Annotated in this window: 12 protein-coding genes; 7 read left to right on the top strand and 5 right to left on the bottom strand. The window is 41.0% G+C overall.

Annotated elements, in window-relative coordinates; translation table 11 throughout:
* Nucleotides 1–1,262: 1,262 nt before the first annotated feature.
* Both BHV72_RS05705 and BHV72_RS05700 read left to right on the top strand, forming a co-directional pair.
* Nucleotides 1,263–1,637, top strand: coding sequence for a YccF domain-containing protein (locus BHV72_RS05705; RefSeq protein ID WP_234093519.1), 375 nt, complete (start codon nt 1,263–1,265; stop codon nt 1,635–1,637).
* A gap of 118 nt (nt 1,638–1,755) precedes the next feature.
* On the top strand, nt 1,756–2,748 hold the full coding sequence (locus BHV72_RS05700) for a YeiH family protein (protein ID WP_286855083.1): 993 nt from the start codon (nt 1,756–1,758) through the stop codon (nt 2,746–2,748).
* A gap of 109 nt (nt 2,749–2,857) precedes the next feature.
* Here the strand turns inward: BHV72_RS05700 and recA are convergent, their stop codons facing one another.
* The 4 genes from recA to BHV72_RS05680 form a co-directional block, all read right to left on the bottom strand.
* Entirely contained in the window at nt 2,858–3,895 is a 1,038-nt protein-coding gene (recA, locus tag BHV72_RS05695; RefSeq protein ID WP_005680342.1) for a recombinase RecA, read from the bottom strand.
* An 18-nt stretch (nt 3,896–3,913) separates the two neighbouring features.
* Nucleotides 3,914–4,369: a thioredoxin-dependent thiol peroxidase gene (gene bcp / locus BHV72_RS05690; RefSeq protein WP_004312515.1), complete on the bottom strand. Its 456-nt coding sequence runs from the start codon at nt 4,367–4,369 to the stop codon at nt 3,914–3,916.
* A 29-nt stretch (nt 4,370–4,398) separates the two neighbouring features.
* A complete protein-coding gene (locus BHV72_RS05685) occupies nt 4,399–5,592 on the bottom strand; it encodes a saccharopine dehydrogenase family protein (protein WP_005680344.1) in 1,194 nt (397 codons plus the stop codon).
* Nucleotides 5,593–5,688: 96 nt separating this feature from the next.
* On the bottom strand, nt 5,689–6,972 hold the full coding sequence (locus tag BHV72_RS05680; RefSeq protein WP_122134672.1) for a hypothetical protein: 1,284 nt from the start codon (nt 6,970–6,972) through the stop codon (nt 5,689–5,691).
* A 143-nt stretch (nt 6,973–7,115) separates the two neighbouring features.
* Here BHV72_RS05680 and BHV72_RS05675 point away from each other — a divergent pair, with 143 nt between their 5' ends.
* Nucleotides 7,116–7,907 (top strand): META domain-containing protein, encoded by a 792-nt coding sequence (locus BHV72_RS05675; protein WP_149921632.1) that lies wholly within the window; start codon nt 7,116–7,118, stop codon nt 7,905–7,907.
* 126 nt (nt 7,908–8,033) lie between these two features.
* On the opposite strand, the gene BHV72_RS05670 is transcribed toward BHV72_RS05675, so the two are convergent.
* Nucleotides 8,034–9,290 carry a DUF3472 domain-containing protein gene (locus BHV72_RS05670; protein WP_286855067.1) on the bottom strand — a complete coding sequence of 419 codons (1,257 nt, stop codon included), beginning with the start codon at nt 9,288–9,290 and terminating at the stop codon, nt 8,034–8,036.
* A gap of 154 nt (nt 9,291–9,444) precedes the next feature.
* Between BHV72_RS05670 and BHV72_RS05665 the strand changes: the two genes are divergently transcribed.
* The 4 genes from BHV72_RS05665 to BHV72_RS05650 all read left to right on the top strand — a co-directional run.
* Nucleotides 9,445–9,618, top strand: a complete 174-nt coding sequence (locus BHV72_RS05665; protein WP_005677588.1) for a hypothetical protein — start codon at nt 9,445–9,447, stop codon at nt 9,616–9,618.
* A 23-nt stretch (nt 9,619–9,641) separates the two neighbouring features.
* Nucleotides 9,642–11,561 carry a molecular chaperone DnaK gene (gene dnaK, locus BHV72_RS05660; RefSeq protein WP_286855064.1) on the top strand — a complete coding sequence of 640 codons (1,920 nt, stop codon included), beginning with the start codon at nt 9,642–9,644 and terminating at the stop codon, nt 11,559–11,561.
* A gap of 155 nt (nt 11,562–11,716) precedes the next feature.
* Complete coding sequence (locus BHV72_RS05655) at nt 11,717–12,262, top strand: helix-turn-helix domain-containing protein (protein WP_117740245.1); 546 nt, start codon at nt 11,717–11,719, stop codon at nt 12,260–12,262.
* Nucleotides 12,259–12,558: Arm DNA-binding domain-containing protein (locus BHV72_RS05650; RefSeq protein ID WP_286855057.1), on the top strand; the 300-nt coding region annotated here is incomplete at its 3' end. The genes BHV72_RS05655 and BHV72_RS05650, both read left to right, overlap by 4 nt.

The raw sequence follows: 12,558 nt of genomic DNA, 5'->3' as shown, positions 1-12,558 counted from the left end.
AGTAAAAGTCTGTAATCGGCTTTTCCGTTACTTTTACATACAGATTAACTTCCCAGCATTTCAATGCGTTACGATGCAACAAAATGGCGGGAAGTTGGTCTTGTTTTTTAGTAATGTGTGGCACCAGAAAAGATTTTTCAATTTCATTTCTCATATTCTCATATAAAAAGTTATCCTTCTGATTACTAATCATATAAATTATGAGAATTAAAATGTTTACATGTATTTCTCATAATTTATTCAAGAAAACACGCTTAAAATACCGCATTTCTCATACTATCATTGGTATTTCTCATACTATTGCAAACGTTATTCTCATCATCCAATCATCAACACTTAATAAACTGTAGCAAAACTATTGTTCATCTTCGTTATAACTAACTGACAATCAAAGAATATCCTACTGAAATCAATAGATTTTCAATAAGAAATTCCTATCGTTGCACTCCAGTAAACAGGCTTGTGCACTGGAGTGAATAGGGCTATCTACCCGAGTGCACCGATCTGTTTACTAGAGTGCAACAATGCGGATGAAGGAAAGAAAATACAATGATGCCGGTTGCGAAAGATATGTCATCTACCGACTTAACATATAAACTACGGTTATATTGCCTCCTACATATTAGTCCCTTTATTTCCATCAAGCAGGGGTTCTTTGCATTTTCCCTTTTTCTCCGTTGGCTTCGTTTGGCATCATAAACGCTTTATTCATAAGCCATTCAATGCCATTTCTCCCATTTTATTCGTTTATTCCAGAGATTCTGGGTAAGTTTGCTCATACTCTGTATAAAATCTCATATTTCTTTTTTATCTTTGTTCTTATATCATCAAATACAAGAACTTAATGGATAAGATCACCATATATCTTCTGGAAGAAAAGCAAGCTAAACGAAAGGGGAGGGCTGTTCCGTGAGTGTCTTTGCCATGACGTAGTTCCGTTTATTATAGACGAGCGGCATAAGCAGTTTTATTATAGGGGACTTAGAGAGTTTGCGTCTACTCCCGGATATTTGCTTGATACTTGCCTTTTGGCGCAAGATATTTATGTAGCATGGGTGAAATATTTCTATTCTGGATTATTTGACTGATACTCATAGAAAACTTAAAGAATTAAAAATCAATGGATAATGGATATAGAAAATTATAATTTACAATGATTTCTTGATGTCCGACAAAGCGATTATAAACGTGCTTTTACTTATTAGAATGAGACGGACGAGATGACTAAAAGGAATTTATATATATAATTAAATATTACTATTATGGGCTGTTTTATGAATCTTTTGTGGCTGTTGCTTGGTGGAATTTTTACGGCGGTAGAATATCTTATCTCAAGTTTATTAATGATGATTACTATCATCGGTATTCCTTTTGGGATGCAAACATTAAAATTGGCAGGACTTGCTTTATGGCCTTTTGGCAAGGAAGTTAGAAGCGGAAGTCGTTCCGGCGGTTGTCTTTATATACTGATGAATGTAATATGGATATTTCTAGGGGGTATTTGGATTTGTTTGTCACATTTGCTTTTTGGGGCGGTGTTGTGTATAACTATTATTGGTATTCCTTTTGGTTTACAGCACTTTAAGTTGGCGGCATTAGCTTTATCACCTTTCGGAAAAGATATTATAACTGTGTAAGGATAGTTCTGAATAGATTATCTATAACTAAAAGTTATAATACATAATCAGAAACTATTAGTGTGTCTTGATTGTTTCCTGTACCTTTGCACCCCGAAAACAATTAAAGATAAAATATATGATTTCAACAGCTACAAAAACGTTGCAGGGAAACAACAAAACCATTTATGTTGCACTACTTTCTACTTTGACTTTCTTTCTGTTTTTAGACTATATTCCGGGGTTGGAGGCATGGTCGGCATGGGTGACTCCTCCGGTTGCTTTGTTTCTTGGACTTATTTTTGCGTTGACTTGCGGACAGGCACATCCGAAATTTAATAAGAAAACATCTAAATATTTATTGCAATATTCTGTTGTCGGACTGGGATTCGGAATGAATCTACATTCGGCTCTGGCTTCCGGTAAAGAAGGTATGGAGTTTACAGTTATTTCCGTAATCGGTACTTTAGTGACCGGTTGGTTCATCGGACGTAAGTTGTTTAAGATAGACCGGAACACTGCCTATCTTATTAGTTCAGGAACTGCTATTTGCGGTGGGAGTGCCATTGCAGCCGTAGGACCGGTGTTGAGGGCGAAAGATAGTGAAATGTCTGTTGCACTGGGTACTATTTTTATTTTGAATGCGATTGCACTTTTTATCTTCCCGATGATTGGTCATGCTTTGAGTATGGATCAGCAACAGTTCGGAACTTGGGCGGCAATTGCTATTCACGATACAAGTTCGGTTGTTGGTGCAGGCGCTGCTTATGGAGAGGAAGCCTTGAAAGTAGCTACTACTATCAAACTGACTCGCGCTCTCTGGATAATTCCTATGGCTTTTGCCACTTCATTTATCTTTAAAAGTAAAGGACAGAAGATCAGTATTCCCTGGTTTATCTTCTTCTTTGTGTTGGCAATGGTGGTAAATACTTATTTACTTGACGGAGTGCCGCAGTTGGGAGCTGTGATCAACGGAATTGCCCGTAAAACATTGACAATTACCATGTTCTTTATCGGCGCTTCTCTTTCTCTTGATGTGCTAAAAACAGTCGGAATTAAGCCATTGTTACAGGGAGTTTTGCTTTGGGTAGTGATTAGCTTGAGCACGTTGGCATATATCTATTTTGTATAAGAAAAACACACAAATGATATATAGAAAAGTGGGAGAATATTCGTACCATACGATATTTTCCCACTTTATTTTGATGCAGTTCCGTCTTAAAAAGACGGAGGAGATCCGCTTATTCTTTTTTCTTCAATGCTTCAAAAATCAAGCCCTCCAGTTCTTCTGCAAGCTCCGGATTGTCAGCAATACATTGTTTTGCGGCATCGCGTCCCTGACCTAGCTTTGTATCATTGTAGCTATACCATGAACCGCTTTTCTTGATAATTCCCAGATCGGCGCCCAAGTCGATGATTTCTCCGGAGTGGGAGATACCTTCACCGAACATTATGTCGAATTCTGCTCTGCGGAAAGGAGGTGCCACCTTGTTCTTCACCACTTTCACTTTAGTCAGCTTTCCGAGTACCTCTTCGCCGTCTTTAATCGCTTGGCTACCGCGAATATCCAAACGAACGGAAGCATAGAACTTCAGTGCATTACCACCGGTTGTTGTTTCCGGGTTGCCGAACATAACACCGATTTTCTCGCGGAGCTGATTGATAAAGATACAAGTAGTACGTGTCTTGCTAACGGCTGCTGTCAGTTTACGTAATGCCTGCGACATCAAACGTGCTTGAAGACCTACTTTGTTGTCACCCATATCGCCTTCGATTTCAGCTTTAGGGGTCAATGCGGCTACGGAGTCGATAACAATGATATCGATAGCGGAGGAGCGGATCAGTTGTTCGGCGATTTCCAATGCTTGCTCTCCGTTATCCGGTTGGGAAATATACAAATCGTCAATGTTAACTCCCAGTTTGGCTGCATAGAAACGGTCGAAAGCGTGTTCGGCATCAATAAAAGCAGCGATACCACCGGCTTTTTGTGCTTCGGCAATGGCATGGATAGCCAATGTTGTTTTACCGGAAGATTCCGGACCATAGATTTCGATGATTCTACCTCTGGGGTAACCTCCTACACCTAGTGCCACGTTCAAGGCGATAGAGCCTGTCGGGATCACTTCCACTTGTTCAACACTGTCGTCACCCATTTTCATGATAGAACCTTTACCGAAGCTCTTTTCTATCTTTTCCATGGCAGCCTGTAAGGCTTTTAGTTTTTCGCTTGATGCCATTTTATTATCTGTTTCAAAATTAAGTTCGTCTTTCTTTGCCATACCTTATAATTAATGGAATTATTGATTTAAAATCTGTGAGGCATGCTCTTTAGTCTTTACTTCTTTCGGAGTGATAATCCGTTCCACAATTCCTTCTTCGTTAATAAGGAAAGTGGTGCGGAAAGTACCCATATAAGCACGTCCGTACAGTTTCTTTTCTCCCCATACGCCGAATTCTTCCACTAACTTTTTGTCAGTGTCGGCTATCAGCGTAAAAGGAAGATTGTTCTTTTCGATAAACTTCTGGTGCGACTTTTCATTGTCCACGCTGACACCGATTACTTCGTAACCGGCTTTACGCAATTCCGAATAGTTGTCGCGCAGATTACATGCTTGTGCCGTACAACCGGATGTGCTGTCTTTCGGATAGAAATACAACACAATCTTTTTTCCCTTGTAAGCACTCAGACGGATTTCTTCACCTTTCTCATTGATGCCTAATACTTCCGGTGCTTTATCTCCTACGTTAATCATAACTTTCTTTTTAATATACGACTGATCTCCTACAACTCCAGATCTTTATCGAACACTTCGTGCCAAGGCAAACCTTGCTTGTTCAGTTGTTCCATGAACGGATCCGGATTAAATTCTTCTACATTGTTTACGCCCGGACGTTTCCATTCTCCTTTGAAGAACATCATGGCGCCAATCATGGCCGGAACTCCGGTAGTGTAGCTTACTCCTTGCATACCTGTTTCTTTATAGGCTTCCTGATGGCTGCAATTATTGTAAACATAATACGTACGTTCTTTTCCATCTTTCAGACCACGGATGCGACAACCGATAGAGGTTTCTCCTTCGTAGTTCTCGCCCAAATCCTGTGGATTAGGCAGAACGGCTTTCAAGAATTGCAGAGGTACGATCTTCACTCCGTTGTAATCTACTTCGTCAATACGAGCCATACCGATGTTCTGGATAACACGCAGGTGGGTCAGATATTCCTGTCCGAAGGTCATCCAGAAACGTGCGCGTTTAATTGTCGGGAAGTGTTTCACCAATGATTCCAGTTCTTCGTGATAAAGGAGATATGAATCGCGGGGACCGATATTCGGATAAGTCAGGTCTTTGTGGATTTCCAGCGGACCGGTAGTTACCCATTGGCCGTTTTCATAATAACGTCCGTTCTGGGTAATTTCGCGGATATTGATTTCCGGATTGAAGTTGGTTGCAAATGCTTTGTGGTGATTGCCGGCATTACAGTCTACGATGTCCAGATATTGGATTTCGTCGAAATAATGCTTGGCGGCGTAGGCGGTATAGATACCGCTCACTCCCGGATCGAATCCACAGCCGAGGATAGCTGTCAGACCAGCTTCTTTGAAACGTTCATGATAAGCCCATTGCCAACTGTATTCAAAATGAGCTTCATCTTTGGGTTCGTAGTTGGCAGTGTCCAGATAGTTAACTCCGGCTTTCAGGCATGCTTCCATAATGGTCAGGTCCTGATAAGGGAGGGCAACGTTAATCACCATTTCAGGTTTGAAATTGTTGAATAAGGCTACCAACTCGTCCACATTATCTGCGTCTACTTTTGCTGTTTTTATATTAGGGTTACCTATTGCCTCGACGATTTTGTCGCATTTCTCTTTCGTACGGCTGGCAATCATGATATCTGTAAATACATCGGCATTTTGTGCCACTTTGTGTGCAACGACAGTACCAACACCGCCTGCACCGATAATAAGAACTCTACCCATTTCGTTAATTGCGAATTAAATATTAAGAATATTAGAATTGTTAGCTTGGCAAATATACGTGATTATTTTCAGATAATCATTCGCCGATACTCCTTTTTATTTGAAACGTTGCAAGGTGCCGCTCTCGAATTCCAATGTTTTGCCGTTATAGAACCAGTTCTCAAAACGGTTATCCTTTTTCAGTACTATTTCTATCGGGTCGCCGATAGACAGCCGGCATTCATCCGTACTCATGCCTACTTCGAGGTCGCCCCGCGAAATGATTTGCCAACGTTTCTCGGTAATGCCCGGATATTTTTTATGTATATCTTCAAACCCGAAAAGGTCTTCAATATAATTGTTGTTTCTGGTGATTACGTCATACTTCAAGTCAACCTTCATTTCGTAACTAATTCCATTCTTGTCTTTTAATGTCAAAATAGCCAGACTGCCGGGAGAGGGCATCCGAACTTCTTTTATTGTCAGGATAGTGTACCGGGGAAGATGAACGCGGGACTCCATTTGTTTGTTTTCAAGAGAGACAGCTCTTTTGGCAGACAATGTTTTTTTAGGATAAACGGTTGCCCCCAAGTACCTGTTTTTCAGGCTTTCGATATTATCCAGCTTCTTATTCGTAAAACTGATCGAATTTGAAAAGTATTTCATTCTCTTTTCACCTTGAAAATCACTCATGTCCATACCGGAGTTTGTCCGTGAGAGGGCGACTTCCAGATAATAGGAATGTCCCTGTGTGTCTTTGAATATGATTTTCACGGGATACGCCTGGCTGCCCACTCCGACGGCCGTGACAGTTGCTTCCGTATTGACGGAAATAGGTATATCCCGATAGCCGGAATAGCTGTTGGCATCATCCACACGGACAGTTTCGGATTGTATGTATATTGTCTTTCCTATCAGCAGATCTTTTGCCGTATCTACATCTTGCAGGTAAACTAATCCGTTGATGCAGGCACGGGGCATTCTTTCGCATATCTCGTCCAGCCGCATATTCTTTATGTCATAATAATATTTTTCCCCTTCATCTTCGAAAACGAAGCGGGTGGTGTAGTTTGTTTCATCTGCTATTTTTTGAACCTTCTCTTCGGTTCCGGTGAAAGTGAGTATTTTGTGTCTCATCAGGCTATTATCCACTCCTTTTTCGGTGTTGTATATTAAAAGGGTAGGAAGAAACATTTCCCGTGCGGAAGGAGCAAACATGAATTTCATTCCGGGAGTCCATTTACATAAAGGTTTTAGAGGAAAGTGTTTTATGATAAACTGTTCTTCTTCACTTGTAGGAATTTCCTGGGCGGAGGGGGTAGTGACAATGTAATCACTTTGGGCGGTAACATGAGACATACCACAACAGAATAAAATCACGGATAGGACGATTGTTCTCATATTTATTTCTTTAAGTGAACTATGTAAATTGTTCATTTGTTGTATATTCAATGGCAAATGTATATATTTTATATTGTATTGGGTGTTATTTCCCAATCTTTTTGGTATCTTTGTCCACGATTTAACTTAAACGTTATAACAATATGAAGAAAGTTTTTGTTTCAATTTGCGTTGCAGGTGCAGCACTTGCAATGTCTTCATGCCGTTCGGTTGAGAAGGCAGTTCCTGTGTCATCTATCAATGGTGAGTGGAATATTATAGAAGTCAATGGCTCGAAAGTTGCTCTGGGCGAAAGTAGAACCCTTCCGTTTATTGCATTTGATACGGCTACCGGTCGTGTGTCCGGTAATAGCGGATGTAACCGTATGATGGGCACATTCGATGTAAATGCGAAACCGGGAAGCCTTGAGTTAGGTGCTATGGCCAGTACTCGGATGATGTGTCCGGATATGACTACCGAGAAGAATGTATTGAGTGCTCTTGCACAAGTGAAAGGATATAAGAAAGCAGGTAAGGGGAAGATGTATCTTTGCAATGCTTCCAATCGTCCGGTTGTAGTTCTTGAAAAGAAGGAGGCTGATGTGAAACTTTCAGTGTTGAATGGAGAATGGAAAATTAAAGAAGCAAATGGTGAGGCGATTCCTTCAGGAATGGAGAAACAACCGTTTATCGCTTTTGATGTGAAGAAAAAGTCTATTCATGGTAATGCCGGATGCAACCTGATTAACGGAGGTTTTGAAACTAGTACGAGCAATGCCAAATCGATTTCCTTCCCGGGAGTGGCAAGTACAATGATGGCTTGTCCTGATATGGAGACAGAAGGTAAGATCCTGAAAGCGTTGAATGAAGTAAAGTCATTCGATGTATTGGCAGGCGGTGGCATTGGGCTGTATGATGCCAATAATGCATTGGTTATTGTATTAGAGAAAAAGTAATTATTATAAGAAATAGGAAAGGCTGTATCAATAAAGCCTGATATTTATGAAACCGGCCTCATTGCTATCTGTTGCAGTGAGGCCGGTTTTTTGTTTCATGAACTAATTAATAGTGGAAGCTGATTGTTACAATTGCTTCAATGCTTCCCAATCAATTTCCGGTTCTTTGCCTGTTGGCTTGCAATAAAACTTAGTTCCCATTGGAACGGATTCGTTAAAGAAGCCTCCCATTTTCAGATAAAACCGATTGTCTTTAGTATTGCCACCTTGATAGTCGAGACGGACTTGGGCACTCGCTGTTGCATCGTGTGTAAAGGTAGCGTCAGTGAGTCGGGACCATTTACCTTCTTTGCTACGTGCCCATTGGTTGCCGAAGAAAACTTCACGTGATAAATATCCTTGTTCCGGACTGAAATTCTCAAGGAAGCTGTGAGGACGTTTATACCATGTGTTGGTTTTGGGGCGTAAGAAACTGGCTATTAATTTCCATTCTTTCTCATCTGTTGCATAGAAATAGGCAGTGTAGGTCGTATTTCCATTCCCGTCCGGTCTGATTTGCATCAGAAATTTATATGTATTACCGGCTTTCCAGGGATACTTCAAATAACTTTGTCCGCCTGAGCCTTCGTTGCCAAACTCTCCGATGTGTACATCTTTGCCTTGGCGTAACAGTTTAATCTTTTGGTCATCCGGAATCTCTTTGGGGTTTTGTGTATCAAAAGGACTCCATACCGAGAAAAGAATACGGCGTTCTGTCGGGGAGTTGTATTGCATTCCGAAATAACCTTCCCCGAAGCCGGCCGCCATGTAGTAGCTATGCATTGTTTCGCCTTCTTTGGGCACTGTGATTTCATTGTAGAACCATTCAGTATCACCTTCAGGTAGCGCATATCCCAAATGAACGGAAGGACCGCGGCGTCCCCAATAGTCAGAGAAGTCTTTCACATAATTACTTTTACCTGTAACATTGTCTGCTATCAACTGCTTAATTTCTCCGAAACTCTCACCACTTTTAGAGACTCCTTGTAAGTCGATACGGACATACCCTGCCTGTCGTATATCGATACTCCCAACAGGAACTTTAGTGAAATCATCCGATTGTAGATTGACTTTGAAGCCCTTCTTTCCATAATTGACTTTGATTTCGGAATGTCCTTTGGCATACAGTGACAGATCGGCTGTTGTCGGTTGATGCAAATAGAAGTAAATACTAACGATACTTTTAGGATTTGTCCAATGTGTAACTCCTCTTTGTGTTATTCGCGCACCATCTTGTTGCCGGGTTACATAGCCATTGCCGGAAACTCCTACGATAACTTGTTGAGGTTGTGCAAATACGGTAGTGCATAGTAGTAATGCAAGTAAACATAATAAATTTTTCATGTAGATGTCATTAATTGATTTTATGTATAATTCCTATATTAATAAATAGTTCGTTGTTTTATAGTGTAATATTGCAAAGTTAAGAATTAATTCTCTTTATCGAACCAGAATAGATAATATTTGTTTTAGTGTCAGTCACTGAATAACTTTCTTTATGGCTATCATGGCAAGGAAGTTTATTAAAAACTGTCGTTTTGGCAGATATTATGTCATGCATTCGTATAATTTCTTTTTGGCACACGGTTTGCTTTTTAATAAGCGTCCGTTCGAGACGAAACTCCATAACAGGAGTGGAGAAACAACCGGACAAAAAGAAATCATTGAATAATAATAAATAAAAAAATAACGATCATGGGAAAAATTATTGGTATTGACTTAGGAACTACAAACTCTTGTGTTGCTGTATTTGAAGGTAACGAACCGGTAGTAATTGCAAACAGTGAAGGTAAACGTACTACTCCTTCTGTTGTCGCTTTCGTAGATGGTGGCGAACGTAAGGTGGGCGACCCTGCAAAACGTCAGGCTATTACTAACCCGACACGTACCATTTTCTCTATCAAACGTTTCATGGGTGAAAATTGGGACCAGGTTCAGAAAGAAGTTACTCGTGTTCCTTATAAAGTAGTGAGAGGCGATAACAACACTCCGCGTGTTGACATCGACGGACGTCTGTACACTCCGCAGGAAATTTCTGCTATGATTCTTCAGAAAATGAAGAAAACTGCTGAAGATTATCTTGGACAGGAAGTAACGGAAGCAGTAATCACTGTTCCTGCATATTTCTCTGACTCTCAACGTCAGGCTACGAAAGAAGCCGGACAGATTGCCGGTCTGGAAGTAAAACGTATTGTGAACGAACCGACAGCCGCTGCTCTTGCTTATGGTCTGGACAAGGCTCACAAAGACATGAAGATTGCTGTGTTCGACCTTGGTGGTGGTACATTCGATATATCTATCCTTGAATTTGGTGGTGGTGTATTCGAAGTACTTTCTACAAACGGTGATACTCACCTTGGTGGTGACGACTTCGATCAGGTAATCATCAACTGGCTGGTAGAGGAATTTAAGAACGATGAAGGCGCTGACTTGACTCAGGACCCAATGGCTTTGCAACGTTTGAAAGAAGCTGCTGAAAAAGCTAAGATCGAGTTGTCTTCTTCTACAAGTACAGAAATCAACTTGCCGTATATCATGCCGGTAAACGGTGTGCCCAAGCACTTGGTTAAGACTTTGACTCGTGCTAAATTCGAATCTTTGGCTCACGGATTGATTCAGGCTTGTCTTGAACCATGTAAGAAAGCGATGAGTGATGCAGGCTTGAACAATGCTGATATTGACGAAGTAATCCTTGTAGGTGGTTCTTCACGTATTCCGGCTGTACAGAAATTGGTGGAAGATTTCTTTGGAAAAGCTCCTTCTAAGGGTGTAAATCCAGATGAAGTGGTTGCTATCGGTGCTGCTGTACAGGGTGCTGTTTTGACAGACGAAATCAAGGGTGTAGTATTGTTGGATGTAACTCCATTGTCAATGGGTATCGAAACATTGGGTGGTGTAATGACTAAGTTGATTGATGCTAATACTACCATTCCGGCTCGTAAGAGTGAAACATTCTCTACTGCTGCCGATAACCAGAGTGAAGTAACGATCCATGTATTGCAGGGTGAACGTCCGATGGCTGCACAGAACAAATCAATCGGTCAGTTCAACTTGTCAGGTATTGCTCCTGCTCGTCGTGGTGTTCCTCAGATTGAGGTTACATTTGATATTGATGCAAACGGTATCTTGAAGGTATCTGCAAAAGATAAGGCAACCGGTAAGGAACAAGCTATCCGTATCGAGGCTTCCAGTGGTTTGAGCAAGGAAGAAATCGAAAAGATGAAAGCTGAAGCTGAAGCTAACGCCGAAGCAGATAAGAAGGAACGTGAAAAGATTGATAAATTGAATCAGGCTGATAGCGTAATATTCCAGACTGAAAATCAGTTGAAGGAATTAGGTGACAAGTTGCCTGCTGACAAGAAAGCTCCAATTGAAGCTGCTTTGCAGAAACTGAAAGATGCTCATAAGGCTCAGGATTTGGTTGCTATTGATACTGCTATGGCAGAAATCAATACTGCTTTCCAAGCTGCAAGTGCTGAAATGTATGCTCAAGGTGGTGCACAACAAGGTGGCGCACAGGCTGGGCCTGATATGAATGGCGGTGCCGGTCAGCAAGATAATGGAACTAAGCATGGAGATAATGTGCAAGATGCTGATTTTGAGGAAGTCAAATGATTCCGATAAGTAAACAGATAATAATATGGGGTTCATGGTTGCTATGTGTTTTCTATGGGCTTTTTTATCTCTTATTTGCGACATGTTTGCGACACGTCTTATTTGGCGATAAGGTACAACTTAAATTGATATAAACCATTTAAAACGAGAAGAATATGCCAAGAGGAAATTACATCATTCAAAGAAGTTGCGAGGAGTGCGGTAAAATCTTTACTCCTCCGACATTAGTGTCGAAGTATTGTTGCCCTGCTTGTTCCAAGAGGGCGTATAAGAAAAGACAAATCGCAAAAGAGAAAGAAGCGATACGCCAAGCACTGATTAGACGAATACCATCCAGTAAGGGGTATCTAACCGTAAAGGAAGCTATGCTGATTTACGGAATTAGTAAAGACGTTCTTTATCGTATGATACGGCAAGGCTTGATACCGTCATACAATTTTGGTCAGCGTCTGATACGCCTTAGTCGGCAGTATATGGATGAACACTTCAAAACAAAGGCAGGGAGTAGAAAGAGAAAAAAGGAGGCATTGTCCTTTGAACCCAAAGATTGTTACACCATCGGAGAGATCGCAAAGAAGTTCCATATCAATGACAGCAGTGTGTTTAAGCACATACGCCGTCATTCTATTCCTACACGCCAAATCGGTAACTATGTTTATGTTCCCAAATCTGAAATTGATAAATTGTATAAGTCGTTATGAAGAAAGCATTACCCAATACCAAAGTGACCGTCAAACTCAGAAGGTCGAATTATAAAGAAGAGTGGTATCTGATTATAGAGTCATACCCAGTGTATAAGCGAGGTTCTAAACGAGCAAGCCGTGTGGTGGAATCTATCAACAGAACTATATCCACACCCATTTGGGATAAGTCATCCATAGCACGAATCTTGCCGGATGGAACATTCAACTATAAGCCTAAACGTGATTTGAATGGAATTATCCAATGCCGTTCAACGATAGACCAAGAGGCTTGCATCTATGCCGACAATGTGCGG

This window comes from Bacteroides sp. 43_46 (assembly GCF_001915455.1).
In the GTDB taxonomy this organism is placed as follows: domain Bacteria; phylum Bacteroidota; class Bacteroidia; order Bacteroidales; family Bacteroidaceae; genus Bacteroides; species Bacteroides caccae.
The sequence above is the reverse complement of the archived record's forward strand: the minus strand, read 5'-3'. Positions and strand labels throughout refer to the sequence as shown.

What these genes read in the sequence shown, in the direction of transcription:
- BHV72_RS05685 (WP_005680344.1), bottom strand. Translation starts at nt 5,592, where the DNA reads ATGGGTAGAGTTCTTATTATCGGTGCAGGCGGTGTTGGTACTGTCGTT.
- BHV72_RS05675 (WP_149921632.1), top strand. Translation starts at nt 7,116, where the DNA reads ATGAAGAAAGTTTTTGTTTCAATTTGCGTTGCAGGTGCAGCACTTGCA.
- BHV72_RS05700 (WP_286855083.1), top strand. Translation starts at nt 1,756, where the DNA reads ATGATTTCAACAGCTACAAAAACGTTGCAGGGAAACAACAAAACCATT.
- recA (WP_005680342.1), bottom strand. Translation starts at nt 3,895, where the DNA reads ATGGCAAAGAAAGACGAACTTAATTTTGAAACAGATAATAAAATGGCA.
- BHV72_RS05680 (WP_122134672.1), bottom strand. Translation starts at nt 6,972, where the DNA reads ATGAGAACAATCGTCCTATCCGTGATTTTATTCTGTTGTGGTATGTCT.
- dnaK (WP_286855064.1), top strand. Translation starts at nt 9,642, where the DNA reads ATGGGAAAAATTATTGGTATTGACTTAGGAACTACAAACTCTTGTGTT.
- BHV72_RS05705 (WP_234093519.1), top strand. Translation starts at nt 1,263, where the DNA reads ATGGGCTGTTTTATGAATCTTTTGTGGCTGTTGCTTGGTGGAATTTTT.
- BHV72_RS05665 (WP_005677588.1), top strand. Translation starts at nt 9,445, where the DNA reads ATGGCTATCATGGCAAGGAAGTTTATTAAAAACTGTCGTTTTGGCAGA.
- BHV72_RS05670 (WP_286855067.1), bottom strand. Translation starts at nt 9,290, where the DNA reads ATGAAAAATTTATTATGTTTACTTGCATTACTACTATGCACTACCGTA.
- bcp (WP_004312515.1), bottom strand. Translation starts at nt 4,369, where the DNA reads ATGATTAACGTAGGAGATAAAGCACCGGAAGTATTAGGCATCAATGAG.
- BHV72_RS05655 (WP_117740245.1), top strand. Translation starts at nt 11,717, where the DNA reads ATGCCAAGAGGAAATTACATCATTCAAAGAAGTTGCGAGGAGTGCGGT.